General features: G+C 42.0%; 23 protein-coding genes and 1 tRNA gene. 16 read left to right on the top strand and 8 right to left on the bottom strand.

The annotated features are described in order from the left end of the window. The first annotated feature begins 13 nt into the window (after positions 1–13). Both MR764_RS12325 and MR764_RS12320 read left to right on the top strand, forming a co-directional pair. Positions 14–1,681 (top strand): RagB/SusD family nutrient uptake outer membrane protein, encoded by a 1,668-nt coding sequence (locus tag MR764_RS12325; protein WP_247979723.1) that lies wholly within the window; start codon positions 14–16, stop codon positions 1,679–1,681. 14 nt (positions 1,682–1,695) lie between these two features. After that, positions 1,696–2,481, top strand: a complete 786-nt coding sequence (locus tag MR764_RS12320) for a hypothetical protein (RefSeq protein ID WP_247979722.1) — start codon at positions 1,696–1,698, stop codon at positions 2,479–2,481. Between the two features lie 111 nt (positions 2,482–2,592). Here the strand turns inward: MR764_RS12320 and MR764_RS12315 are convergent, their stop codons facing one another. Beyond that, the gene (locus MR764_RS12315) at positions 2,593–3,258 is read right to left on the bottom strand and encodes a porin family protein (protein ID WP_247979721.1); all 666 of its coding nucleotides are present in this window, start codon (positions 3,256–3,258) and stop codon (positions 2,593–2,595) included. A gap of 81 nt (positions 3,259–3,339) precedes the next feature. Continuing rightward, positions 3,340–3,912, bottom strand: coding sequence for a TetR/AcrR family transcriptional regulator (locus MR764_RS12310; protein ID WP_247979720.1), 573 nt, complete (start codon positions 3,910–3,912; stop codon positions 3,340–3,342). Positions 3,913–4,089: 177 nt separating this feature from the next. On the opposite strand from MR764_RS12310, the gene MR764_RS12305 reads away from it, so the two are divergent. Both MR764_RS12305 and MR764_RS12300 read left to right on the top strand, forming a co-directional pair. Further along, a complete protein-coding gene (locus tag MR764_RS12305) occupies positions 4,090–4,719 on the top strand; it encodes a DUF2490 domain-containing protein (RefSeq protein ID WP_247979719.1) in 630 nt (209 codons plus the stop codon). Positions 4,720–4,895: 176 nt separating this feature from the next. Further along, positions 4,896–5,297: a DUF4890 domain-containing protein gene (locus MR764_RS12300; protein ID WP_247979718.1), complete on the top strand. Its 402-nt coding sequence runs from the start codon at positions 4,896–4,898 to the stop codon at positions 5,295–5,297. Between the two features lie 89 nt (positions 5,298–5,386). Here MR764_RS12300 and ribH read toward each other — a convergent pair whose 3' ends face one another. Both ribH and MR764_RS12290 read right to left on the bottom strand, forming a co-directional pair. Then, a complete protein-coding gene (gene ribH, locus MR764_RS12295; protein ID WP_247979717.1) occupies positions 5,387–5,869 on the bottom strand; it encodes a 6,7-dimethyl-8-ribityllumazine synthase in 483 nt (160 codons plus the stop codon). Between the two features lie 59 nt (positions 5,870–5,928). Next, positions 5,929–6,615 (bottom strand): tetratricopeptide repeat protein, encoded by a 687-nt coding sequence (locus MR764_RS12290; protein WP_247979716.1) that lies wholly within the window; start codon positions 6,613–6,615, stop codon positions 5,929–5,931. Positions 6,616–6,796: 181 nt separating this feature from the next. On the opposite strand from MR764_RS12290, the gene MR764_RS12285 reads away from it, so the two are divergent. Together MR764_RS12285 and MR764_RS12280 are read left to right on the top strand one after the other, a co-directional pair. Continuing rightward, positions 6,797–7,900: a DNA replication/repair protein RecF gene (locus MR764_RS12285; RefSeq protein ID WP_247979715.1), complete on the top strand. Its 1,104-nt coding sequence runs from the start codon at positions 6,797–6,799 to the stop codon at positions 7,898–7,900. Beyond that, positions 7,900–8,190 (top strand): DUF721 domain-containing protein, encoded by a 291-nt coding sequence (locus MR764_RS12280; RefSeq protein WP_247979714.1) that lies wholly within the window; start codon positions 7,900–7,902, stop codon positions 8,188–8,190. Before MR764_RS12285 ends, MR764_RS12280 begins: the two co-directional genes overlap by 1 nt. Before the next feature lie 4 nt (positions 8,191–8,194). Here the strand turns inward: MR764_RS12280 and MR764_RS12275 are convergent, their stop codons facing one another. Next, positions 8,195–8,614 (bottom strand): nucleoside-diphosphate kinase, encoded by a 420-nt coding sequence (locus MR764_RS12275; protein ID WP_247979713.1) that lies wholly within the window; start codon positions 8,612–8,614, stop codon positions 8,195–8,197. 110 nt (positions 8,615–8,724) lie between these two features. On the opposite strand from MR764_RS12275, the gene MR764_RS12270 reads away from it, so the two are divergent. The 3 genes from MR764_RS12270 to MR764_RS12260 all read left to right on the top strand — a co-directional run bounded on the left by MR764_RS12270 (position 8,725) and on the right by MR764_RS12260 (position 11,522). Further along, on the top strand, positions 8,725–9,753 hold the full coding sequence (locus MR764_RS12270) for a bifunctional oligoribonuclease/PAP phosphatase NrnA (protein ID WP_247979712.1): 1,029 nt from the start codon (positions 8,725–8,727) through the stop codon (positions 9,751–9,753). A gap of 140 nt (positions 9,754–9,893) precedes the next feature. Next, the gene (locus tag MR764_RS12265; protein WP_247979711.1) at positions 9,894–10,433 is read left to right on the top strand and encodes an FKBP-type peptidyl-prolyl cis-trans isomerase; all 540 of its coding nucleotides are present in this window, start codon (positions 9,894–9,896) and stop codon (positions 10,431–10,433) included. 21 nt (positions 10,434–10,454) lie between these two features. Then, positions 10,455–11,522, top strand: coding sequence for an NUDIX domain-containing protein (locus MR764_RS12260; RefSeq protein ID WP_247979710.1), 1,068 nt, complete (start codon positions 10,455–10,457; stop codon positions 11,520–11,522). Between the two features lie 2 nt (positions 11,523–11,524). Here the strand turns inward: MR764_RS12260 and MR764_RS12255 are convergent, their stop codons facing one another. Further along, the gene (locus MR764_RS12255; protein ID WP_247979709.1) at positions 11,525–12,223 is read right to left on the bottom strand and encodes an SAM-dependent methyltransferase; all 699 of its coding nucleotides are present in this window, start codon (positions 12,221–12,223) and stop codon (positions 11,525–11,527) included. A 67-nt stretch (positions 12,224–12,290) separates the two neighbouring features. On the opposite strand from MR764_RS12255, the gene MR764_RS12250 reads away from it, so the two are divergent. Continuing rightward, the gene (locus tag MR764_RS12250) at positions 12,291–13,076 is read left to right on the top strand and encodes an MBL fold metallo-hydrolase (protein WP_247979708.1); all 786 of its coding nucleotides are present in this window, start codon (positions 12,291–12,293) and stop codon (positions 13,074–13,076) included. Here the strand turns inward: MR764_RS12250 and MR764_RS12245 are convergent. Beyond that, a complete protein-coding gene (locus tag MR764_RS12245) occupies positions 13,073–14,257 on the bottom strand; it encodes an MFS transporter (protein WP_247979707.1) in 1,185 nt (394 codons plus the stop codon). The two genes, MR764_RS12250 and MR764_RS12245, sit on opposite strands and share 4 nt — an antisense overlap. A 249-nt stretch (positions 14,258–14,506) precedes the next feature. On the opposite strand from MR764_RS12245, the gene MR764_RS12240 reads away from it, so the two are divergent. From MR764_RS12240 to MR764_RS12225, 4 genes are all read left to right on the top strand, one after another. Continuing rightward, complete coding sequence (locus MR764_RS12240) at positions 14,507–16,045, top strand: acyl-CoA dehydrogenase family protein (RefSeq protein WP_247979706.1); 1,539 nt, start codon at positions 14,507–14,509, stop codon at positions 16,043–16,045. Between the two features lie 241 nt (positions 16,046–16,286). Continuing rightward, positions 16,287–17,321 carry an aspartate--ammonia ligase gene (asnA, locus tag MR764_RS12235; RefSeq protein ID WP_247979705.1) on the top strand — a complete coding sequence of 345 codons (1,035 nt, stop codon included), beginning with the start codon at positions 16,287–16,289 and terminating at the stop codon, positions 17,319–17,321. A 123-nt stretch (positions 17,322–17,444) separates the two neighbouring features. Next, a tRNA-Arg gene (locus MR764_RS12230) sits at positions 17,445–17,518 on the top strand. Positions 17,519–17,793: 275 nt separating this feature from the next. Next, a complete protein-coding gene (locus MR764_RS12225) occupies positions 17,794–18,237 on the top strand; it encodes a hypothetical protein (protein ID WP_247979704.1) in 444 nt (147 codons plus the stop codon). A 146-nt stretch (positions 18,238–18,383) separates the two neighbouring features. Here MR764_RS12225 and MR764_RS12220 read toward each other — a convergent pair whose 3' ends face one another. After that, positions 18,384–19,193 (bottom strand): helix-turn-helix domain-containing protein, encoded by an 810-nt coding sequence (locus MR764_RS12220; RefSeq protein ID WP_247979703.1) that lies wholly within the window; start codon positions 19,191–19,193, stop codon positions 18,384–18,386. Positions 19,194–19,256: 63 nt separating this feature from the next. On the opposite strand from MR764_RS12220, the gene MR764_RS12215 reads away from it, so the two are divergent. Further along, on the top strand, positions 19,257–20,003 hold the full coding sequence (locus MR764_RS12215; RefSeq protein WP_247979702.1) for a hypothetical protein: 747 nt from the start codon (positions 19,257–19,259) through the stop codon (positions 20,001–20,003). Beyond that, the gene (locus tag MR764_RS12210) at positions 19,996–21,489 is read left to right on the top strand and encodes a DNA polymerase Y family protein (protein WP_247979701.1); all 1,494 of its coding nucleotides are present in this window, start codon (positions 19,996–19,998) and stop codon (positions 21,487–21,489) included. The genes MR764_RS12215 and MR764_RS12210 overlap by 8 nt, the downstream gene beginning before the upstream one ends. Positions 21,490–21,503 lie beyond the last annotated feature (14 nt).

Genomic DNA, 21,503 nt, shown 5'->3' with positions numbered 1-21,503 from the left:
AATATATAGGATTATGAAAGTAAAAAATTATTTATTAGTATTTGCAACAGTTGTTGTTGCATTAGCCTTGTTTTCATCTTGTGATGACGATTTTTTAGAAAGGCATTATGAAGGTGGTACTTTAGATGATGACCAGATACAGGAAACTGTAGAAGCATTGCCCAATAGAATTAATTCATCGATTAGCGGAATGTATTCATTGTTAGGTAAACCAGATGGATTTTTCGATCGCGGAAGTAGTTACCGGGCAGATGACGCCGGTTATCCTGGGATTGCCCTAAGTCAGGACCTGAACAGTGGTAATATGGTAAATGTCGTTTCAGGGTATGATTGGTTTTCTGCTGCTTTAGAGTATTCTGACCGTACTCCCACCTATGCCAACCCACGTATTCGTTACGGACTGTTTTATAAAATTATATATGCAGCCAATGATGTATTAAGTGCAATCCCGGCAGATACGGATAACAAGCAGCTGATTTATGCGCGAGGTCAGGCAAAGGCAATGCGTGCATTCTGTTACCTTTCATTAGCTCCGTATTTTCAATTTAAATATGTAGGAAATGAAGATAAACCCTCAGTCCCAATTGTTGAGGAAGGCACAGATTTCAGGAACAATCCAAGAGCGTCTTTGACTGATTTGTATGATTATATTTTAACAAATCTGACAGACGCCATTTCGGATCTCGAAGGTTATGTCAGACCAAATAAAAGTGCAATTGATCAGAATGTTGCTTACGGATTGCGTGCCAGGGCATATTTGAACATGGAAGCCTGGAGCAATGCCGCTGCTGATGCAGATAAGGCAATGGCAGGATATACTCCTTACGGAATATCAGAATTAACAAAACCCGGATTTAACCAGGCAACTGATCACAATTGGATCTGGGCATTGCTTTTGCCTACGGATGTTATTAGTGCAGGTAATTATGCCACTTGGCCTTCTCAGTTAGGTTCTTTTTCGGGAGACGCTTACGTTGCTTATGCAGGCATTTACAGATCGATAAATGTCTTATTGTATAATAAAATCAATGATACTGATGTAAGAAAGAACTGGTGGCTGGATGAGAATAAAACCTCTCCTTACCTTGAAGGACTTACCTGGGAAGACCCTGCTACAAATGTTGTATATGAAGGACAGGCCATTGCAACTGCAAGTATTGCGGATGTAAAAGCACCAATGGATGCCTATGCGAATGTTAAATTTGGTCAGCGTTCCGGAATTGGTTCAGCATACAATGATGGCGACTGGTGTATGATGCGTGCAGAAGAAATGATTCTGATAAAAGCAGAGGCCTTAGCGATGGGAGGAAACCCAAGCCAAGGAAAGCAAGTCCTTGAAAATTTCATTAAAACAGATCGTGATCCTTCGTATACAACCAGTGCTACTTCAGCCGAAGACTTACAAAATGAAGTTTGGTTGCAGCGTCGTATCGAATTGTGGGGCGAAGGTTTTGGAATGTCTGATGCAATGCGTTTAGGACGAAATATTATTCGTTATCACCCGAATCAACCTACAAATGTGCCTGAAGATTATCGTTTTAACTTATCAAAAGATGATCCATGGCTGCTATTGCGTTTTGTTCAGGGTGAAACCAATAACAATGTTGCCGTTGAACAAAATGAAGGAGGGGCTCAGCCTTCGCAGGGAGATGGAGCTTCTTTAATGGATGGTGTTATTTAAAAATCTGACAGAATATGAAGGCATTAAAATATTTTATAATAATAGCGGTTGTTGCACTATTTGCAGCCTGCGAAGATGATGTTGAAAGAGAACTTTCTCCTGAGCAGAATCCCAATAGTACCAATGTGTATTTTTCAAAGGACAATGTTTCTAATGTAGTGCTGCCAATTGAGTCGACTAGTTTTGAAGTTATTGTTTCAAGAGAAGTTAGCGCTTCAGAACAAACCGTATCTCTAAGTGCTGAAAATGTCCGTAGTGATTTATTCACTATTCCCGAGTCTGTAACTTTTGCAGCCGGTGAAAAGCAAAAGAGCATCACTGTTGAAGTTAGTGAAGAGATTGTCCTGATGGAAAGTTACCATCTTGCCATTGTAATTGATCAGGAGCAAACAAAGCCTTATACACAGCAAGATGTATACCCAAGAATTGAGCTTACTATTTCAAAAGAAGATTTCGCGCCTTACGCTGACGGAGTGTATACTAGCGATTTTTTTGGAGATTCATGGGACGCAACTTTGCAGTATTCGCCTGCTACAGATCAGTATCGTTTTAAAGATAACTGGGTAAGCGGTTACAATTATATTTTCAAGGTGGCTGAAGATGGTACAATTACTCAGGTGCCGGAAACTACTGAAACGGGTTATGTAGATGAAGATTATGGTATGATTTCGGCCACAGCGCAAGCTGGATCAAGCTTCGATAGTGCCACTAATACTTATACCTTTGCAATTAAATGGACGGTAAGTGCCGGGTCTTACGGTGTTTATAATGATACATTCGAAATTACAAGCAAGTATTAATAGGATACTAAAACAGATACCGTTTAAATAGTAAATTCCGGAGAGGCTAGCTTCTCCGGAATTTTTATTTGGAATCAACTGTGTTCGGTGTAGTTACAATCGGATTTTGTGTTAAAAGAAATACCCCAAACTAACAGCAGCCATTTTGTTGTTCAGGTCTGATTTGTCTTTGTACACATTCGCGAATCCCATGTCGTAATTGAGTCCCAATTGAATAGAATGGCTTTCAAAAACGGGAAATTCAAAACCGATTTCGAGCGATAATCCTGTGTCGAAATCCTTTGTTTGGCTTTTTAAATCAAAACCGGCTCCATTTTTTGTTCCGTCTGCATCTAACAGGTAGCTCAAATACGGGCCGGCAGCAAAGTAGATGCGCTGCCCATTTTTGAAACCTGCTTTTTCTCCGGCCGAAAATTCAGCTCTCACTGGGAGATGAAGATAATGTAGTTTCTCGGTTAAATCATTTTCATCAACTTTTCTGCCTTTCTGCTGGTATTCCAAACCGGTTTGCAGGGCAAATCCATCACTGAACCGATACTTGGTGTCAACGCCAAAACTATAACCTAGCATGAGATTGTTATTGTCGGCCAGTTGAAGCAACTCCGACTGACACGTGCCTCCGATACCGGCTTTAATTCCGTACTGAAATTGTGCCATACCCGGTTTGTTCCCCAAAAGGCTAAAAGCAATCAAAAGAGCCAGGAATAGCGGATAATTACTGCGGGTCTGACTCACGTTTGTAAATCTTTTCATTTGTTTTTCTGTTTTCCTTTTCATGATTTTTTTCTTTTAATGTTTCATAATGTCTTGTATGTTTCGACTTTATTTGTAAAATATTCGAATTTTGATGTAAAAAAATTACGAGCAAATTCCGTAGAACAGCATGTCGATTACATCATTAATTTTTTTGTCAAATTCTGTTTCTGTTTCAGCTTTCTGCAGTAGAGGTAATTCAAATCCAATCATTGCCGTTAAAACAGCATTGCTCATAAATTCAATATCAACGGGTTTAAACTCTTTTCTTTCTATTCCTTTGCTGAGAATCTGTTCCAGCATTTCGAGTTCCCATTCCCGGTGGCGGTCCCTTATTTTTTCAATAAATGAGAACGTCGTAAGGAAATTGTCGGTTAATGCCTTGTAAAGGTTACCTCGTTTTACAAAACGCTGCATTCTGATAAGTATGTATCCCCTTAATTTTTCTACAGCGCATTCTGTTTTGTTTAAAACCTCGTAAATCTCATTTTTTAAATGTTCGGCTTCGTAATCAACCACAGCTTCAAATACTTCCTCTTTGTTTTTAAAGTAGTAGTAAAGCGAACTTTTCCCTTTTCCTGCAGCATAAGCAATGTCGTCCATGGTTGTTTTCTTAAAACCATAACGATCGAAAGTATGTGCAGCGGCTTCAATGATCTGTAATTTTGATTTTGCCATTTTCGACGAATTTCGTTCAAAAGTACAAAAAATATTAATTGACTTATTCATTTTTGAAAACATAAGTTTTTGATGAAAGCGAATTAATATTAAGTTCAGGTTATTTTATGATTGATATTAGCAACACGTCAGACTTCGATTAACGGTTTTGATACTTTTGCTATTATGTTAAAATGGTTGATCATAATATTCTTTATTGCATCGTTTCAGGTGTATGCACAGAAGCGGGACCTGGAGGTTTGGAATAAAAACCAGGTTCAGGTGAAACCGTTTGATAAAATCGTTATTGATGCGGCCGAAAAGATTCACTATTCAACAGCTTCAAATTCCATAGGGGTTAAATACGCAGAGATAAATGTAGGTCATATTCCAAACAGGTGGTTAAAGTATGGTTTGGGTTATCGGTTGTTGGATTACAACAGGGGTAACGGGAGTTGGTTGACCGAAAACCGGCCGATGCTATTTGCCAATCTCCATCATAACCTTCAAAATTTTGTATTTAATTTTGCAAACCGGATAGAATACAGGACTTTCAAAAAAGCCGATAATAATTTCAGACACCGCCAGGCATTTAGCCTTTATTTCCCTTCGATGGCGAAATGGGGAATGACTTTCTATCTTTCAGAGGAAACGTTTATGAAATTAAGTCCTAATGATTTACATCTGGCACGGATTTATTCGGGGTTGCGCGCCATAAAGTCCAGGCGGTTTGATCTCGATTTTTACTATGCATTACAAAAGTCCAGAACAACTGATGTATGGAATTCCCTCGATATTCTGGGACTCGATTTTCATTTCCGCATATAATTTTTATATACCCGATTAAACCTTCTCAAGGGTTGGTCGTCAAAGCACACAGTGATAACGATTACTAATTTACATTAACGATAATTACAAGTAAATCGTGGTAAAAGTATCTGTTTGCGAAGATGAAGCTTACGAACGCTTAATGTGTTACTATAAAAATTAAACAATTTAAACGCATGAAAAAATTAGGTTTATTATTACTGTCGGTGATTGCATTTGCCACAGTAACCATGGCACAGGATAGGGGACCCAGAAATTTTGATCCCAAGGAAATGGCCCAGCGTCAAACGGAAGAATTGACAAAAACCCTCGATCTGAATAAAGATCAGGCGAAAAAGGTATTGGAACTGAATACCAAAATGGGAGAAAAGATGTCGGCAATGCGCGGGGAAATGAGAGACGGAGGCGGCGACCGCGAGGCTATGCGTGAAAAAATGACAAAGATGCGCGAAGAACAAAAAGCCGAAATGAAGAAAATTCTTACTGATGCCCAGTATAAAAAATATGAAAAATACCTGGAAGAAAGGCGTTCACAGAGAGGACCTGGCGGACCTGGAGGTCCCGGTGGGCAACGTTAATTCTTCTACAGTTTAGTTTAATTAGTTAGGATAGGGCTTGCAGAGTGCAAGCCCTTTTTTTGTTGTATTGTTTCGTGTAAGTTACCTTTTTAGAACGAGCGTTGCAGGCTAACCATTTTGATGGCAGTAATGGCTGCTTCGTCCCCTTTGTTTCCGTGTTTGCCTCCGGCCCTGTCCAAAGCCTGTTGTTCGTCGTTGGTGGTTAGAACGCCAAAAATAAAAGGCTTGTTGTATTTTAGGTTCAGGTCCACTGTTCCCTGGGTAACGCCTTCGCAGATATAATCGAAATGACGTGTTTCGCCCTGAATGACACACCCCAGCAGAATCACTGCATCGATGTTGGCCATTTCAGCAAAAAACTGCCCGCCTAAAGGAAGTTCAAAGGTTCCGGGAACGTATTTTACGGAGATGTTCTCGTCTGTTGCTCCGTGCTTTTTTAAGGTGGCTACTGCACCTTTGGCCAAAGCCGAAGTGATTTCCCAATTCCATTCTGCTACCACAATTCCAAAGGTCATGTTTTCTGCCGAAGGAACCGAGTTAATATCGTACGCTGATAAATCTTTTGTTGCCATAACTATATAAAATAAAAAACCCCTCCGAAGAGGGGTGCAAGTTATCAATTTTCAGATAATTAGTTCATCTTTATTTTCACCCGTGCGATGTAACGGTCTGCGTTTGTCGCTTCGGTCGATGCCGGGAATTGCTTTTTCACACCTTCGTATAAAGCAAGTGCATCTTTCAGTTCACCATTCGATTCGAGCAATTTCGCTGCTTTCATCATGTAAACCGGGGTTGTAAGATCGTTTTCGTATTCGCTGTAGGCTTTTTTGTATTGCTTTAACGCTTTATCGCTATCGCCCAGTTCGAGGTAAGCATCGCCTTTGGCGCCTTCTGCAACCGGAGCTAACAGAAGATCATCAGAATCAAATTTATTCAGATAATCGATTGCTTCTTCGTACTGTCCCAGGTGCAGGTACGAAATCCCGGTGTAATAAGCTGCACGGTTAGCTGCTTTGGTAATTCCGTAATCGTCAATAATATCAAGGAATCCTAAATAGTTACCGTCGCCGTTAATTGCCAGGTTAAATGAATCTTTTTCGAAATAGTTTACAGCCATAAACATTTGTGAGTTGGCTTCTTTTTCCTGTGGTTGAACATAAAACTTTTTAAATCCAAGGAAAACAGCAACTACCAATACAATACCAGCAACAGCATAACTGATGATTTTTTGATTGTCTTCAATAAACTGTTCAGTTTTTGTTAAAGCGCTTTCAAGTTCTTGTAAATTGTCGACTTGTTCAGTTTTTTTCTTAGCCATCTTTTTCTATTTCAAAATTGTGGGGCAAAAATAGTTTTTTTTTCATAATCGATTAGGGTATCTCTTTATTATTTTGATGAATAATCAACAGATGCTTGTTATTATCGGCTTTTTGTAAACAATTCCTGAAAATGCAGGCTTTTTTAATAGTTTTGTACATCCTTATCAAAGAATTTAAAGCATGCGAATTGAAGAAATTTCAATTGTAAATTTTAAAAATATAAACGAGGCTACGGTTGAATTTTCCCCCCGGTTAAATTGTTTTATCGGGAAGAATGGAGCCGGTAAAACCAACATGCTCGATGCCATCTATTATTTGTCATTTTGTAAAAGCTTTTTCAACTCCAGCGATCTGTTAAACATTAATCACGACGAAAGCTATTTTATGTTGAATGGTACTTACGATCGGCTGGATTCATCGGAAACCATCGCCTGTGGTATTCAAAAAGGACAAAAGAAGCAGTTTAAGCGGAATTCAAAAGTCTACAAAAAGCTTCAGGAGCACATTGGTTTATTACCGCTGGTAATGATTTCCCCGTCGGATGTTGAACTTATTTTAGGAGGAAGCGACGAACGCCGTAAATTTATGGATGGGGTGATTTCGCAATACAACCAGAATTATCTCGACGACCTGCTTAAATACAACCGTGCACTGGTGCAACGGAACAATTTGCTAAAGCATTTTGCTGCAGAAAGACGCTTCGATGCCGATTTGTTGTCGATTTGGGATGATCAGCTGTTGGACTATGGCACGCGAATTCATCGTGAACGTACTGAATTTGTGAAAAAACTGATTCCTGTTTTTCAGCGCTATTATACTTTTATTTCGCAGGGAAATGAAGAAGTCGACCTTGTGCACCAATCCGATTTGTATGAAACCGATTTTGGACAATTGCTGAAAGATTCGGTATTAAAAGACCGGGCGGCACAATACACCACTGTGGGTATCCATAAAGATGACCTGTTACTGAACCTGGGGAATTTCCCGATGAAAAAACTGGGTTCGCAGGGACAAAAGAAAACCTACCTGGTGGCGCTGAAACTGGCCCAATTTGATTTTATAAAGGAAATTTCAGGCATAAAACCGATCCTGCTGCTCGACGATATTTTTGATAAACTGGATCAACACCGGGTGCAGCAAATTGTAACAACTGTTGCGGGCGAACAATTCGGACAGATTTTTATTACCGATACCGATCGCAGTCATTTAGATGCGATGATACGAAAGCTTGGAACCGATTTTCGTATTTTTAATGTGGAAACAGGAAAAGTAAAACGTGTATAATGAGAAGGAGCAATACACAATCGTTAAGCGACGTTTTGAAAGAATACATCGAACAAAACCGCATCGAACGAAAGCTAAAAGAGGTCGATATTGTTGAAGGGTGGGAGGCACTGCTTGGAAAAACCATCGCACATTATACCCGTAACATATACATCCGGGATGGAATATTGTATGTCGAGATCAGTTCGTCAGTGGTAAAAAACGAACTCTTCCTGATGCGTGAAGAGATTTGTCGCCGGATCAATGAAAATGCCGGAGGCGAAATTATCAAACGTATTGTATTCAGGTAAATTGTTAGTACCGCTCAAGCTTTGAAAAGAAAAAGTCGGCCTCAATGTTGGCATTCTCGTCGCTGTCGGAGCCGTGAACCGCATTTTCTGTCATACTGGTAGCATAACGTTTACGTACCGTACCTTCTTCCGCTTTTTCGGGGTTGGTAGATCCGATAAGCTTCCGAAAATCTTCCACCGCATTTTCTTTTTCAAGAATAGCCGCCACAATGGGGCCCGAACACATAAAACTCACCAGGCGTTCGAAAAAAGGTTTGCCTTTGTGAACGGCATAAAACAATTCGGCCCGTTCGGGAGCCAGCCGGGTATATTTCATCGCGATAATTTTAAATCCCGCGTCGTTTATCATTTTCAGAATATCACCCGTGTGATTGTTCTTAACCGCAGTAGGTTTAATCATTGTGAAGGTAAGGTTACCTGCCATAATTTAAGTTTTTGTTTAGTTGCTGTTTACAATAATACTAAAAATAGAATATTTTAACCTTTTCACCCGCTTAAGAATTAGTATATTTGTCCCTTCAAAATTTTTTAGACTTGAAAAATACTGTAAAAGAGATATTTAGTGCGATTGAAGAGAAGTTGGGAAGTGCGGCTAAAGTAAGTATTATTCCACACGAAAACCCGGATGGAGATGCGATTGGTTCGGCTTTGGGGCTTGGGCAAACGCTTGCCAACAAGGGATTACAGGTAAAAGTAATTTCGGCCAACGATTATCCCGGTTTTCTGAAATGGTTTTCGTCTGATGTTCAGGTGATGATCTACGAGAAAGAGAAGAAAGCAGCAAAAGAATGGTTGTTTGATTCAGACGTGATGATCTGTGTCGATTTTAACGAGCAAAAACGTGCCGGGCACCTTTCAAAAATGATTGCCTGCTTTCAAAAAACAAAAATTTTGATTGACCATCATCCGTATCCCACTGATTTTTGTGATTATACAATATCGGAGCCTTCTTACAGTTCGTCGGCCGAGTTGGTGTTCGATGTAATTTCGCAACTGGGGTACCACGAATACATCAACCAACAGGTTGCCGAAGCGCTTTATACCGGCATACTTACCGACACCGGAGGTTTTAGTCATAATACTTCGCAGAATACGTTTAAAACGGTATCGGAACTGTTGAATTATGGCATCAATACCGACAGGATTCAGTCTGCGGTATTTCATAATTTTTCAGCCGACCGAATGAAGCTGATGGGCTATTGTTTATACGAAAAAATGAAAGTCTTTCCCGAATACAGGGCTGCCGTTATCAGCCTTACAAAGGAGGAATTGGAACGCTTTAATTTTACCCCCGGAGATACAGAAGGATTTGTGAATTATCCGCTTTCAATCAATAACATCGTATTCAGTGCGCTTTTTATCGAAAAGGAAAACTATGTGAAAGCTTCCTTCCGTTCGAAAGGAAATTTTCCGGCCAATAAATTTTCGAGCGAGCATTTCAATGGCGGCGGTCATTTGAATGCAGCAGGCGGAGAATCGGAATTGAATTTTAAAGACACTTTGGAAAAATTCACGCAACTTTTACCCGAGTTTAAGCATCTATTGGACGAAACCGTGATTTGATTTCAGCATTGATCAGCAAGATTAGCGAATGTATGTACTGTTTTGTTTTAAAGGATGATAATTGAATAAGCTTTTTAACTTTGTAGCGTTTTCAGAATAACCAGTAATAATAATTGATAACAGATAACACCAGTAGAAAAATGAAGAAAATATTAACGGGATTGTTTTTCCTGTTTTCAGCAGTTGGCTTTTTTGCCTGTAGCGATGGCATCGACTATGAAAAAATGAGACAGGAAGAATTGGCTACACTTGACGAATATTTGGCAGCCAAACATCCGAATGCAGAACCAACAAAATCGGGACTGTATTATTTCAACGAACCGGGTACAGGCGAGGGCGACACCATTAAATTGGGCGACGAAGTACAGATTTTCTATGCAACCTGGGTTTTGGACAAAGACAGCGAAGGAGTGATCGACAGCTTTTTGGTGGATCAATCCAGCGGCTATCTCGAAGGCCATCGGTTTGAACCGCTTTCGTTAATCGCAGGAGCCGGTAGTACTATTTCAGGTTTGGAAGAAGGCGTAACTTACATGCAACCCGGTACGAGATCGAGATTGGTAATCAACTCGGCATTAGCATACGGTCAAAACGGTTCAGGAACGGTGGGAATGTTCAAGACTATTTTGATGGAAGTTGAAGTTTCTAAAGTGATTCCGTTGGAAACCACTACCGAATAGAATCAGTTTGGCTCGAAAAACATGAACAGAGCACAACTGCTAAAGAAATTATTGCCCGGTTTTATTCCTCTTTTTGTTTTTATCGCTGCCGATGAAATCTGGGGGACTAAAATCGGGCTTTTTGTGGCTGTTGGTGTAGGTATTGCCGAATTGGTATGGGTGGCCATAAAAGAAAAACGGTTTGAGAAATTTGTGCTGTTCGATACACTTTTACTCGTGGCTCTGGGTGCCGTTTCTATTTTGCTGGATAACGATATCTTTTTCAAATTAAAACCCGGACTCGTTGAACTGATTCTGATTGTTGTGCTGGCCGTTTCTGCATTCTCGAGGGTAAATATTATCGGTCTCATGGGGCAACGTTACCTCAAGGGAACAGAATTCAACGATGCGCAAATGGCGCAAATGCGACGGAGCCTTAAAATCTTGTTTTACATCTTTTCGATTCACACTCTGCTCGTTTTTTATTCGGCATTTTACATGAGTAAAGAAGCCTGGGCTTTTATTAGCGGAGGTTTGTTTTATGTGATATTCGGAATCTATTTTTTGTTTGAATGGCTGAGACAGCGTAAAATTCAAAAAGGATTTGCCCGCGAAGAGTGGGTGCCGCTCGTCGATGAGCAGGGAAAAGTGCTTGGGCAGACGCCGCGAAGCCAGGTACACAACGGGAGCAAATTGCTGCATCCGGTGGTGCATTTGCACGTACTGAACCGAAATGGATCGATTCTGCTTCAAAAACGCCCGATGAATAAACAGATTCAGCCCGGGAAATGGGACACAGCGGTGGGCGGTCATATTTCGGCGGGAGAAACCCTGGAAGCAGCGCTAAAAAAAGAAGCCTCCGAAGAAATTGGCTTAGCAGACTTCAGCGCCCGTCTGCAAAAGGTCTACAAGTGGGAATCGGAAGTAGAAGCTGAACTCATTTATCTGTTTACCACCCACGATTTCAAAAATATTGGAATTCAGTCCGACGAAGTGGAAGAGCTTCGTTTCTGGACTAAAAAGCAAATCGAGAGCGAAATCGGTAACGGAATTTTTACCCCCAACTTTGAGCAGGAATACGCCATGCTCATCCAACAAAAGTTGATTTAGTATTATCCCAGCAAAAAGATTACCGGCTGTTTGTGCAAGTCAGGCACCTTTCCTTTCCATTGCTGCACCGTTTTTGTGACAATAAATTCGTTTTCTGCGGTAATGTTGGCGCCAATACACAAAAGGGTAGAGGGCGAACAACTTTTCAGAATATCTTCTACCATCTGGTTATTTCGGTAAGGTGTTTCAATAAAAATCTGGGTCTGTCCTGATGATTTGATTTTCCGCTCTAGGTTGGCCAGTTCGCGCGTGCGTTCATTCGGTTTTACGGGCAGATATCCGCGAAACGCAAAATTTTGTCCGTTTAATCCGGAAGCCATCAAAGCCAGCAAAATAGACGACGGGCCAACGATCGGCACAACTTTTAATCCTTTTTGGTGAGCCAGCCGAACCACATCGGCTCCGGGATCAGCGACTCCCGGACATCCCGCTTCGGAAATAACCGCCACATCGTTCCCCTGTTCCAGTGGCTGTAAAAAACGGGGTAGGTCCTGGGCCTGAGTGTGTTTATTTATTTCGAAAAAAGTACACGAATCAATGTCGATATCGCGGTTTACCTGTTTCATAAAACGACGTGCCGTACGAATATTTTCAACGATATAAAATTTGGTAGAAGTAAGCACCGTAAAAACAGGTGCGGGCATAACCGATTGCCAGTCGCCATCGGCCAAAACATTGGGAACAAGATAAAGTGAAGCCATCGTAAAAAGATTTGTGCAAAAATAGTCAATCTCATCGTTTCACAGTTGCTTTTGCTAATTTTGCTCCATGACTTCCATCAAAAACAATAAAATAACAGCAACTTTTCTGGGTACCGGAACTTCGCAGGGAGTGCCCGTAGTAGCCTGCGATTGCGAGGTATGCCGGTCGGATGATTCGCGCGATAAACGATTGCGGTCGTCACTCTTGCTGAATATTAACGGACAAAACCTGGTGATTGATGCGGGTCCCGATTTCCGGCAGCAAATGTTGCGCGAAAAGGTGGAAACACTTCGGGCTATTTTATTGACACATGAGCATGTAGATCATATTTTTGGCCTCGATGATATCCGCTCTTACAACTGGATTCAGCGCCACCCAATGGAGATTTACACCGAGGAAAGGGTACAGGAAGCCATTCGCCGGATCTTCAGTTATGTTTTTGCCGAATACAAGTATCCCGGAATTCCGAAGATGCAGTTAAAAGATGTAAATGGAAGCCCCTTCGCTATTGATGGAGTTGAGATTATCCCGATTCGGTGTTTTCACCATAAATTACCGGTATACGGCTACCGAATTGGTGATTTGACCTATATAACCGATGCAAATTCAATTCCGGAAGACGAATTGGCGAAAATGGCCGGGACAAAAATTCTGATCATCAATACCCTTCGGAAAGAAAAACACATTTCGCATTTTAACCTGGAAGAAGCGCTGGCTGTGATTGAAAAAGTCCGGCCCGAAAAAGCTTTTCTGACACACATCAGTCATGGCTTTGGAAAACACCGGGAGCTGCAATCAGAATTGCCGGAGAATGTTTTTATGGCTTACGACGGACTGAAACTGGAACTTTAATTCAGTTCCCGTTCTGAACGTTGTTTTAACCACGGCAGAACAATTACAAGCGAACTTACAAGGTAAATTATTCCCGAAAGAAATAGTGCGGCATTTAAGCTGATATTATCGGTGATCCATCCCAATAAAGGTCCTATTCCGGCAAAAGCAATCCGAATCACAAAATTCCGGACAGAAAGCATGGTGGCCCGTACTTCGCTTTCGGTGTACTGGTTGATGTAATTTTTGAAAATAGGCGTGGCAATTCCCCGAACCAGGTAAAACATAAACAGAAAGACAAGCCCCCAGTACGAAATGCTTATCCCGGCAAAAATATATCCAGCAGCCAGCAACGTGATCACCAGTAGTATCGACCACTTTCGCCCTAAAAATACTTCAGCTTTGTAGGCAAAAACCGACGAAACCCCAACCGTCAGGTTCAGGGCTGTCCAGAAAATCCCAAAAAATTCTACAGGCAGGTTAATGGCTTTGAAAAAAGGCTGAACAAACCAGGCAAAAGTAAGCGTAGCAGTTCCGGTTACCGACGACAGTAAAATAGAAATACGCAGATCGGGATTGGAAACAAAGGTTTTGCGGATATTGCTCACCAGTTTCTTCATGGAATGAATGTGCTCTTTCGAGTGTATTCGTGGTTCAATCAGCGTAAGTGCAGAGGGGATGGCAATTGCGGCAACAGCGAACTGAAAATAAAAAGGCATGCGTAAACTAACGGCCGCCAGTAAGCCGCCAACAACGCCGGCAATTGCTTCCGCAAAATTACCTACCGAAGTTATTTTTCCTTCTTCCCTGATATATTTATCTGATTTATTGTCGGCTTTCAAACTATCGTATAAAAGCGCTGAGTCGGCCCCGGAAACAAACGAATGACCGATGCCTAAAATGATTTCGGCCATTGCAAACGCCCAAAAGCCGTAGGACAAACTGTATAAGAAAAAACCTGCGCTTCCCAAAATGCTTCCGAGGATCAATGTTTTCTTGCGCCCCCAAACGTCGGCCATCCAACCCGAAGGAATTTCCATGGTAACAATGGCAACCGAATAAATGGCTTTGAGCACAAATATTTCATGCATCCCCATGCCATTGTCCTGGTAAAACAAAACCACCACAGGCATAACCATGTTAAACCACTTCGAGATCTTAATGAGGTAAAGCCGGGGAATATTTTTACTGAAGTTCGCCAAATTCAAATTTTGCACAAAAATAGTTAATAAACGGTTCTTTCAGGCCCTTTCTGATAATCCGGTTAGCTTTTGAGAAGTAAGCGATTTCTTAAAAAATCTTAATTAATACCATTAACTCCTTATTTTTAAATGCTTTAGTTTTTAGTCGGTTAAAAGATGAAAACATTCACAACAATTAAATGTTTGAGTAGCTGTATAAATAAAAACTTCCGGAATTTTAAAATCGGAATCAACTTAAGTACTCATTTTATGAATTTAGAATTAGTTGTCGACACTGTGGAGACGGAGAATAAAATCCCTTCAATATCAGAGTTTTTGGATACGCTTAAAGCCAAAATGAAAAGCGTATTTCACGATAAAAATGATATCAATGAATTAAGTGTAAACAGGGGGCTTCCGGCTGAAGCTCTTCAGGAAATTATGTCGGCTAATCCGTTGTCGGTAGGGATTCCGAAAGAATATGGCGGACGTGGCGGACTGATGCATGAAAATATTGCCCTGCTGGCCGCCGCTTCCTATGAATCGTTGCCGCTTTCGTTAACCTTTGGAATTAACTCGGCACTGTTCTTACAACCCGTTGCGAAATATGCCCGCGAAGAAGCCAAAGCGTCCGTGTTCAGGCGTTTTATCGAGGAGCAAAACATGGGGGGATTAATGATAACAGAACCCGATTATGGAAGCGATGCGCTGAACATGCAAACGTTTTATACCGAAAGAGAAAACAGATTTCACTTAAAGGGGAAAAAACATTGGGCGGGTTTAACCGGAATGGCCGATTTTTGGCTGTTAACCGCCCGGCAAAAGTCCGAATCGGGTAATTTGCAGCGCGATATTGACTTTTTTATTTGCGACGTTAGCGCTCCGGATCAAAAAATTAAGGTGGAAGAATATTTTGAAAACCTGGGCCTTTACATGATTCCATACGGTAGAAATCACATTGATGTTAAAATCCCCGGCGTTCAGAAACTGGAGCCGCATACCACCGGGGTAAAAATGATGCTCGATTTGCTGCACCGCAGCCGTATGCAGTTTCCGGGAATGGCCATGGGCTTTATAAAACGAATGCTCGACGAGGCAATCACGCATTGCAAGCAGCGACTGGTAGGAGGGAAGAGCCTGTTTTCTTACGATCAGGTGCAGGAGCGTTTGTCGAAACTGCAGGCGAGTTATACCATTTGTTCGGCTATGTGCGCCAACAGCAGCAAAAAAGCCGGGATTGAGGTCGATTTGGTTCCTCACGGAATGGAAGCCAACGCTGTAAAAAGTGTGGTAACCGATTTAATGCAGGAAGCCGCACAGTCGTTAGTGCAGCTGGTGGGCGCAAAAGCTTACAAGCTAACGCATATTGGCGGAAGAGGTATTACCGACAGCCGCCCGTTTCAGATTTTTGAAGGATCGAACGATATCCTTTATGCACAAATTTCCGAAGCTCTTGTTAAGCTCATGAAACGTACAAAAGAGAACAATCTTTTTCAGTTTCTGAAAGACTTTGACCTGACCAGCAAAGCGGCCGGATTTATTAAAGAACAAACCAATTTTAACATCAATTTCCAGATGCCGCAACGTAACCTTGTTGATTTGGGTAAAATTATGGGGCGCGTTATTTCGATGAACCAGGTAATTGATTTAATGGGAAAAGGATTTAGAAAAGATCTGGCTGAGGGCGGAATCAACATGCTTCAGCAGGAGATCGCCGGATTATTGGCTGCATTTTCGATGAAAAACGATATTCAGGTTATTCCGGAATACGAAGAAAACAGCTCGTGGTTAAATTTTGCAACGGCTTAGGAAATAGTTCAGCATAAGAATTTATTGTGCTAAAAATGTTTGGATTAATGTTGCCAAACGGGTCAGATAGGAAGACTTGTTTGGCAACGTTTTTTTAAAACTATTCTCAAAAGTCGAAGTAGAATTATATTTTTGCGCTGAAACAGACTTTAAGCTGATAAAATGAAATAAAGTTTGGTTCGGTCGAATAGAAAGGAGCGAGTTGCATTTTATTCGCTTGTAAACAGATTTATTTAACAGCATGAATTTATACATACCAAAAAACTACAAATCCCTATTGGATTTGAATCAAACGGAGCAGGCAATAAAGCAGTTGAAAGATTTCTTTCAGCTGAATCTTTCATCCGAATTACGTTTGAGGAGAATTACCGCGCCACTTTTTGTGAAAAAAGGAACAGGTATTAACGACGATTTAAATGGAATTGAAAGACCGGTTTCATTTCCGATCAAAGAATTAGGCGACGAAATGGCTGAAATTGTACAGTCGCTGGCCAAGTGGAAAAGATTGGCATTGGCCGATCTGGAGGTGAAGACTGGCTTCGGAATTTACACCGATATGAATGCCATTCGTCCCGATGAAGAACTATCCAACATTCACTCGCTTTATGTCGACCAGTGGGACTGGGAGCGGGTTATTACTGCCGAAGAACGCAATCTGGATTTCCTGAAATACATTGTTCGCAAGATATATTCGGCCCTGGTAAGAACTGAGTATTTTATCTCTGAAAATTTTTTAGAGATTGAACCTCAGCTTCCGGAGGAAATAACTTTTGTTCATGCCGAAGAATTGGCTGAAAAATATCCGGATTTAACTCCGCGTGAACGTGAAAACGAAGAAGCCAAAAAATATGGGGCTGTTTTCGTTATCGGAATTGGAGGCGTGATGTTAAACGGCGAAATTCACGATGGCCGTGCTCCCGATTACGATGACTGGAGCACCGAAACCGTAAATGGTTTTAAAGGCCTTAACGGCGATATTATTTTGTGGAACGACGTATTGCAGCGTTCATTTGAAATCTCATCGATGGGGATTCGGGTTGATCAAAACGTATTGATGGAGCAGTTGAAATTGCGTGGTCAGGAAGAACGCAAAGAACTGCTTTGGCACAAAATGTTGCTGAACGGTGAATTACCGTTAACTATTGGAGGAGGTATTGGTCAGTCGAGGTTGTGCATGTACTTTTTAAGAAAGGCACATATCGGCGAAATTCAGTCGAGCATTTGGCCCGACGAAATGACTGAAACCTGCAAAAACAACGGAATTCACCTGTTGTAGGAAAGCTATAATGCGGTAAAAGTGATCAATAAAAGCGACAAATTTTGATTTTTCTGATTAATTTGGAGTTTTGGATTTGGAGTTTGAAATTTGATTTATACTTTTGCAGCGCAAAATAAGGCTGCCTCGGTAGCTCAGTTGGATAGAGCAACTGCCTTCTAAGCAGTAGGTCATGGGTTCGAATCCCGTCCGGGGTACTTGATTGAATAGGGGATTAGATGAAAATCTGATCCCTTTTGTTTTTTAGGGGTACTTTTGTAAGGTTCACTTCGGATCAATTGAACTTTCTGTGGGGAAACAAATTTCAAGCATATATTCACTTTCCGACATTCTCCAATTCAATTTTAATCTAAACACAGTGCTTAAAATTGCAACAAATGCTTCAAAATTGCGATTTTGTGCCGCATGCTTAATATGTCGTCTCAATGATAAATCAGGAACTTGTGGTAGTTAAACTTTAAAATCAATTACCATGAAAAATCTTAGGTTTTTAGCTGTATTCATTTTCTTATTTGCTTTTGTGGCAGGTGCCGGAAATGCCCGGGGAAATAAAAGTAGTGCTGTGGTGCCCTGGGAATGGAATCCTGCAGTAGTGCCAATTGACTGTATTGGAGACTACTCGGGGCTTGTTGTTATGAACATGACATTTTTTGCCACCGGTAAGGTGCTTAATAAAGCCAGTGGTACAATTACAGATTCCGAAGGTCATGAATATACCATTGAGAGTTTATTTAACTGCCATTTATTTGTTCGTGATATTTCAGTTTCGGGCAACAGTAATCAAACCATGACCTTTAGAGTGCGGTCGTCTGATACCGGTAAAATAGTGGCAACCGTTCATTTTACCTGGCATTATGAAGATTGGAATGGCGAAGGCAATGCCTCCATGATAAATGCACGGGCCGCTTGTCATTAAATCCTTTGGAATGAGTATTTCCTTTTGCGGTTTACTCCCTGTCGTCCCCGATTTTAAATTTAAAAGAAGGTTTTTCAATTAAGAAATGCCTTCTTTCTACTTGCATTAGACGGACTGTATTTCAAGAAGGAGGAATTAAGTGCCCTTTATTTCTGTATATCCCGGATTTTTTCTTCCAGGGCTTTAATCGCTTTTAATACGACGCCCATTTCGGTGGGAGATTCCGGAAATTCGCGGCTGGTGTAGGCATAAAAACGCCATATTTCCATTACATCGCTTACGTCAACAAAGTATGGTTGGTATTCAGGGTTGAGTGATTTCAACAACAAAGTACCGTCGGTATTTACAGTTACCATTTTAAACACAAAATCCTGTTGCCCTTTCAGAATAACAATGCAGGGGGTATTGGCTTTTAACCCGGTCCAGTCGGCTACATATTGCGCAATAATGTCGCTGCCTTCGGGAACAGGCAACATCGAATCGCCAACCGATGGAAATATGCGGAATGTTCCTTGCGACGGCAGGTTGGGGATGGAATATTTGGGAAGGCCGGCAATAAATTCAGGGTCATTGTATCCTGCCATATATCCGGCTTTGGCTTTTACCGGAACATACTCAATGTTTTCATTATTCGATTTGTCTACCGAAATGGCCAGTACCCGAAGGTTTCCTCCCCGAATGTAAACGTCGTTTCCGGTTTCCAGTTCCCTGATTTTTAGTTCGCCCAGTTTCGACAGATCAATTTTCAGCAAAGTGTCGATGCTGATTTTAAAAAATTCCGAAAAATTGAGATAATCCGCCGGTTGCGGAGATTTGGTGTTCCCGGCTTCAATAGCGGCCAACTTGGCACGGGTTAATCCCAGCTTTACAGCTAGTGCTTCCTGGCTCATTTTCTTCCGTTCGCGAAGAAATTTAATGTTACCGGCAAAAAAAATCTTTTGCGTTTTGTTATTCACTTGTTATATTTAGAAACAAAGTTTTGTTATTGATCGTAACAAATTTAGAAATAATTCTCAATTATGGAAGCGATTACGGGAAAAAATGAGATGATCAGGCAGCTGAGAGAAAAGATTCTTTCGATGGAAGGATTCAATGTGGGGGACGATAGCCGCCGGCTTGATTTTGGGTTGGGAGCGATGAACGCAGCTTTTCCCGGCGGTATTTTTCCTGTGGGGGCAATTCACGAGTTCAGTAGTCCTGACGAAACTTGTGCGGCTGCGGCTAACGGATTTCTTTCCGTGTTGTTGGGAACGCTCATGAAAAAAGGGGGAATTTGCCTCTGGGTGAGTTTTAACCGGAAGTTGTTTCCTCCGGCATTAAAGTTTCTAGGTATTGAACCTCACCGGGTTATTTTTATCGATGTTCGGCGCCCGAAAGAAGTACTATGGGTGATGGAACAGGCATTAAAAAATAAAGCTTTGTCGGCAGTTGTAGCCGAATTGCGCGATGTGAACTTTGCCGAATCGCGCCGATTGCAGCTGGCAGTTGAAGACAGCAAGGTAACAGGATTTCTGCATCGCAGGCAGCCGCGTATGGAAAATGCATTGGCCTGTGTGGCACGTTGGAAAATCACACCCTTGCCAAGTTCTGCAAATGATGGACTTCCCGGAGTGGGTTTTCCCCGGTGGCAGGTTGAACTGGTTAAAATTCGAAATGGCCGGCCGGGCATCTGGCAGTTCGAATGGAAGAATGAAAAGCTTTATTCAGTTCAGCAATCGACTGCGTTGTCTGCAAAATCAGTCAAAAAACAGCGAAAATATGCCTAAACGCTATTTATATATTTGGTTTGGCTATCTGGCACCCGACAGACTGGTGAAAATTAATCCGGAATTGCGGAATGGACCTTTTTTGCTATATGCCGCGGAACATGGGCGAATGGTGGCTCGTGCAGTGAGTCCGGCCCTGGAGGAAGAAGGTATTACCCGCGGAATGGTGGTTGCCGATGTTCGTGCGATATTTCCTGATGTAAAAGTGTTTGCCGCAGAACCCGCAGCGGAAGAAAAGTTGTTAAAGGATCTGGCTGAATGGTGTTTCCGTTTTACACCCACTGTTGCTGTTGATCCTACAGATGGGTTGATACTCGATATTTCTGGTTGTGCACATCTGTGGGGCGGCGAGCTTCCTTATGTCAGAACCATTATTAGCCGTTTACGCAAAGGTGGATACAGCGTGCGAGCGGCCATTGCCGATACCATTGGTGCAGCGCGGGCTGTTGCCCGTTATGGAAACGAATTAATTGTTGAGGCTCAAAAACAGTCCGATGCCCTGGCTCTGTTGCCTCCTGTAGCTCTTCGTCTGGATGATGTTACTTTGCAGCGGTTAAATAAACTGGGATTTCGTCAAATTGGTCAGCTTTTATCTATTCCGCGCGCCAACCTGCGCCGACGTTTGGGAGAAATGTTACTTTACCGCTTAGGTCAGGCTCTGGGCACCGAACGCGAATTATTAAAGCCCGTTCAGCCTACACCGGTTTATTTGGAACGCCTGCCTTGTTTGGAGCCTATTCGCACCGCAAAAGGAATTGAAATTGCACTGGAGCGTTTGCTCGAAATGTTGTGTGCCCGGTTTTTCAGGGAAGGAAAAGGAATGCGTACCGGCGTTTTTAAAGGTTACCGGTTAGATGGTGAAACCGTTCAGATAAGCATTGGAACGAATCGGGCATCGCGAAATGCAGCACATCTTTTCCGGCTTTTCGAGTTGAAAATAGTGGAACTGGAACCCGCACTGGGTATTGAATTATTTACGCTCGAAGCTACTTTGGTGGAAGATGTCAGTGAAGCACAGGAAGCCCTGTGGAGCATGCCCGGAAGCAACCAGACTGCTATTGCTGAATTACTGGATAATATAGCCGGAAAGGTGGGAGCACAAGCTGTTCATCGTTACCTGCCGCAGGAACATTACTGGCCCGAACGCTCGGTGAAAGAGGTAAGCACACTAGGTGAGCAACCCGAAACCGAATGGCGTACCGACAAACCGCGGCCACTTCATATTTTATCCCGGCCGGAACCGGTTGAGGTGATGGTGGCTTTGCCCGATTATCCTCCGAAACATTTCAGGTACAAAGGCGAGATTATCAACATTGTTTGTGCCGATGGACCCGAACGTATTGAGCAGGAGTGGTGGTTGCAGAGCGGGCCGCCAAGAGATTATTACCAGGTGGAAGATGAAAACGGAGCACGTTACTGGCTGTTCCGGTTGGGTTTGTATGGGGATCGAAAACCGGAATGGTTTCTTCACGGATTTTTTGTGTAATAAAAGAGGAGAGT

The organism is Maribellus sp. YY47, assembly GCF_023111095.1.
In the GTDB taxonomy this organism is placed as follows: Bacteria; Bacteroidota; Bacteroidia; order Bacteroidales; family Prolixibacteraceae; genus Draconibacterium.
This window is presented reverse-complemented; position numbering and strand designations above follow the sequence as displayed.

What these genes read in the sequence shown, in the direction of transcription:
- MR764_RS12325 (WP_247979723.1), top strand. Translation starts at nt 14, where the DNA reads ATGAAAGTAAAAAATTATTTATTAGTATTTGCAACAGTTGTTGTTGCA.
- MR764_RS12320 (WP_247979722.1), top strand. Translation starts at nt 1,696, where the DNA reads ATGAAGGCATTAAAATATTTTATAATAATAGCGGTTGTTGCACTATTT.
- MR764_RS12315 (WP_247979721.1), bottom strand. Translation starts at nt 3,258, where the DNA reads ATGAAAAGGAAAACAGAAAAACAAATGAAAAGATTTACAAACGTGAGT.
- MR764_RS12310 (WP_247979720.1), bottom strand. Translation starts at nt 3,912, where the DNA reads ATGGCAAAATCAAAATTACAGATCATTGAAGCCGCTGCACATACTTTC.
- MR764_RS12300 (WP_247979718.1), top strand. Translation starts at nt 4,896, where the DNA reads ATGAAAAAATTAGGTTTATTATTACTGTCGGTGATTGCATTTGCCACA.
- ribH (WP_247979717.1), bottom strand. Translation starts at nt 5,869, where the DNA reads ATGGCAACAAAAGATTTATCAGCGTACGATATTAACTCGGTTCCTTCG.
- MR764_RS12290 (WP_247979716.1), bottom strand. Translation starts at nt 6,615, where the DNA reads ATGGCTAAGAAAAAAACTGAACAAGTCGACAATTTACAAGAACTTGAA.
- MR764_RS12285 (WP_247979715.1), top strand. Translation starts at nt 6,797, where the DNA reads ATGCGAATTGAAGAAATTTCAATTGTAAATTTTAAAAATATAAACGAG.
- MR764_RS12280 (WP_247979714.1), top strand. Translation starts at nt 7,900, where the DNA reads ATGAGAAGGAGCAATACACAATCGTTAAGCGACGTTTTGAAAGAATAC.
- MR764_RS12275 (WP_247979713.1), bottom strand. Translation starts at nt 8,614, where the DNA reads ATGGCAGGTAACCTTACCTTCACAATGATTAAACCTACTGCGGTTAAG.
- MR764_RS12265 (WP_247979711.1), top strand. Translation starts at nt 9,894, where the DNA reads ATGAAGAAAATATTAACGGGATTGTTTTTCCTGTTTTCAGCAGTTGGC.
- MR764_RS12260 (WP_247979710.1), top strand. Translation starts at nt 10,455, where the DNA reads ATGAACAGAGCACAACTGCTAAAGAAATTATTGCCCGGTTTTATTCCT.
- MR764_RS12255 (WP_247979709.1), bottom strand. Translation starts at nt 12,223, where the DNA reads ATGGCTTCACTTTATCTTGTTCCCAATGTTTTGGCCGATGGCGACTGG.
- MR764_RS12250 (WP_247979708.1), top strand. Translation starts at nt 12,291, where the DNA reads ATGACTTCCATCAAAAACAATAAAATAACAGCAACTTTTCTGGGTACC.
- MR764_RS12240 (WP_247979706.1), top strand. Translation starts at nt 14,507, where the DNA reads ATGAATTTAGAATTAGTTGTCGACACTGTGGAGACGGAGAATAAAATC.
- asnA (WP_247979705.1), top strand. Translation starts at nt 16,287, where the DNA reads ATGAATTTATACATACCAAAAAACTACAAATCCCTATTGGATTTGAAT.
- MR764_RS12225 (WP_247979704.1), top strand. Translation starts at nt 17,794, where the DNA reads ATGAAAAATCTTAGGTTTTTAGCTGTATTCATTTTCTTATTTGCTTTT.
- MR764_RS12215 (WP_247979702.1), top strand. Translation starts at nt 19,257, where the DNA reads ATGGAAGCGATTACGGGAAAAAATGAGATGATCAGGCAGCTGAGAGAA.
- MR764_RS12210 (WP_247979701.1), top strand. Translation starts at nt 19,996, where the DNA reads ATGCCTAAACGCTATTTATATATTTGGTTTGGCTATCTGGCACCCGAC.